The sequence below is a fragment of the Streptomyces sp. KR55 genome (genome assembly GCF_052245645.1).
Lineage (GTDB): Bacteria > Actinomycetota > Actinomycetes > Streptomycetales > Streptomycetaceae > Streptomyces > Streptomyces flavusporus.
In genome coordinates, this window is record NZ_JBQQCE010000809.1 from 1 (window position 1) to 2302 (window position 2302).

4 protein-coding genes are annotated in these 2302 nt (G+C 73.1%); 2 read left to right on the top strand and 2 right to left on the bottom strand.

The annotated features are described in order from the left end of the window. Positions 1 to 603, bottom strand: a 603-nt coding sequence (locus ACTWQJ_RS50355; RefSeq protein WP_443313037.1) for an ADP-ribosylglycohydrolase family protein, incomplete at its 3' end; no start/stop codon positions are given. Positions 604 to 631: 28 nt separating this feature from the next. Here ACTWQJ_RS50355 and ACTWQJ_RS50360 point away from each other — a divergent pair. Beyond that, on the top strand, positions 632 to 1462 hold the full coding sequence (locus tag ACTWQJ_RS50360) for a helix-turn-helix domain-containing protein (protein ID WP_443313038.1): 831 nt from the start codon (positions 632 to 634) through the stop codon (positions 1460 to 1462). Here the strand turns inward: ACTWQJ_RS50360 and ACTWQJ_RS50365 are convergent. Beyond that, complete coding sequence (locus ACTWQJ_RS50365; protein WP_443313039.1) at positions 1444 to 1869, bottom strand: hypothetical protein; 426 nt, start codon at positions 1867 to 1869, stop codon at positions 1444 to 1446. The two genes, ACTWQJ_RS50360 and ACTWQJ_RS50365, sit on opposite strands and share 19 nt — an antisense overlap. A 229-nt stretch (positions 1870 to 2098) precedes the next feature. Between ACTWQJ_RS50365 and ACTWQJ_RS50370 the strand changes: the two genes are divergently transcribed. Then, positions 2099 to 2302: helix-turn-helix domain-containing protein (locus ACTWQJ_RS50370; RefSeq protein ID WP_443313040.1), on the top strand; the 204-nt coding region annotated here is incomplete at its 3' end.

The following is a 2302-nucleotide window of genomic DNA, read 5'->3' on the forward strand; positions in this document are numbered from 1 at the left end:
GCCGTGGGTGATCTGGGCGCAGCGCGCGGCGAGCCCGAAGGCCGGGCCGGCGGGAGCGCCGGTGAGCCCGAAGGGCGCCGAGCGCATGACGGCGCCGCAGCCCTTGGAGTCGGAGTTGACCGGCCCCGGCGGGCCCAGCTCGGCCCAGGGCAGCGGCACGTGTTGCTGGGCGAGTCCGGAGAGGCAGGCGTTGCCGGGGGCGCGGCGGGCGTAGAGCCAGGGCTCGGTGACCAGGCCGCCGCCCGCTGCGGAGGGCTTCGGCTCGCTCTGGGTGCGCAGCCAGTCCCCGTAGGCCTCGCGCAGCAGCTGGGGTGCCGCGCCGCCGATGCCCTTGAGCCGTTCGCGTCGGTGCGCCCGCAGCACGCCCTCCACGGTGAACAGGGTCATCTGGGTGTCGTCGCTGATGCGGCCCACGACGCCGTCCGCGTCGGGCACGAGCCCGGTCACGCCGCGCGGGCCGTGGTCCTGACGGATGCGGTCCAGGGAGGAGAACTCCACGGGATAGCCGAGGGCGTCGCCGACCGCCCCGCCGAGGAGGCAGCCGCGCACCCGGGAGCGGTAGACCGCCTGTGCCTCCAAGGGCGACTTCCACGGCTCGTTCATGCGGTCCTCCTCGACTACGGTCGTCGGTATGACCATTCTCCCGTCCGCGCACACCACGCCCGCCGCCACCCCCACCGGTCAGGGTGTCGGACCGCTGCTGCGGGCCTGGCGCGAGCAGCGGCGGGTCAGCCAGCTGGAGCTGGCGCTGCAGGCCGGCTCCTCCGCCCGCCACATCAGCTTCATCGAGACGAGCCGCTCCCGGCCCAGCGAGGAGATGGTGCTGCGGCTGGCCGAGCACCTGGACGTGCCGGTGCGGGAGCGCAACGCCCTGCTGCTGGCGGCCGGTTACGCCCCGCGCTACCCGCAGACGCCCCTGGACGACCCGGCGCTCGCCGCCCTGCGCGAGGGCATGGAGCGGCTGATCCAGGGCTACGAGCCGTATCCGGCGCTGGTGGTGGACGCCACATACAACGTGGTGGCCGCCAACCGGGGCATCACCATGCTGCTGGACGGCATCCCCGAGGCCCTGCTGACGCAGCCGCTGAACGCGATGCGGCTGACGCTGCACCCGGAGGGACTGGCGCCGCGCATCCGCAACTTCCGTGAGTGGCGCGGCCATCTGCTCGTCCAGATGGAGCGGCAGATCGCCCTGCAGCGCTCCGCGCCGCTGCGGGAGCTGTACGAGGAGGTGGCTGCGTATCCGGTGCCCGAGTCGGCGACGGGCGCCGAACCGGCCGAGCCGGTCCCGTACTTCGCGCTGCCGATGCAGATCGAGCACGCGGGCAGGACGCTGTCCTTCATCTCGTCGATCTCCACGTTCAACACGCCCCTGGACGTGACCGTCGCCGAGCTGGCCATCGAGACGCTGCTCCCGGCCGACCCGGCGACGGTCAAGTACCTTCAGTCACTGCTCCCATGACGCTCCCTCAGCGCGAGGTGCTGCAGCGCCGCGAACCCGGCCACGGTGAGCGCCTGGAGCACCGTCCAGACCGCGCCCGCCGTGCTCGGCGTGAGCCAGAGGGCCAGGGCGAGGAAACTCAGCACCGTCCAGGCGAGGTTGGTCTCGATCACCGCCCGCACGGGGAGCGCCGGCGGCCGCTGCCGGGCGGCGAGCAGCCCGACGGCGGCCGCGTACGCCGTGAGGAACACGCCGAGAACCAGCAGGAGTCCGGAGGTGACGCCGAGGAAGTCGCCGAGCGGACCGGACGCGACGAGATAGGCGACGCCGTTCGCCCCGGTGACCACCGCGTCCAGGGCCAGGAAGCGACGCAGCACGGTCTGCGGCTCGGTGGTGCGGGCGAGAGCGGCGAGCTGGGTTGCGGACATGGCGGAATCACCCTCCGTCGAGGTCGAGTTGCACCTGGGGCCCGGGTTCCGGACCGGAGTGCGCCGGCCCGGAACCCGGTACGACCACGATGGCGCGCGGGGGCGGACCGGTCGATTACTCCCGAGGTAATGACGGGCGCCGGTGCCTGCCTCACCGCCGACCCTGTGAGACCGGAAGCGGAACATGGCAGACTGCACGCAGACTTTCGGCGCGTAGGGGAGGCGTGGCGTGAGTGAGCGGCGGGCCGCGCCCACCGTCGGCCAGGTGGTGCTCGGAAGACGGCTGCAGGAGCTCCGGGAGGCAGCCGGCCTCAAGCGCGAGGAGGCCGCCCGTGTGCTGCGTGTGGCCCCGGCGACCGTACGGCGCATGGAGATGGCCGAGGTCGCGCTCAGGATCCCGTACCTGCAGATCCTGCTGCCCGCCTACGGTGTC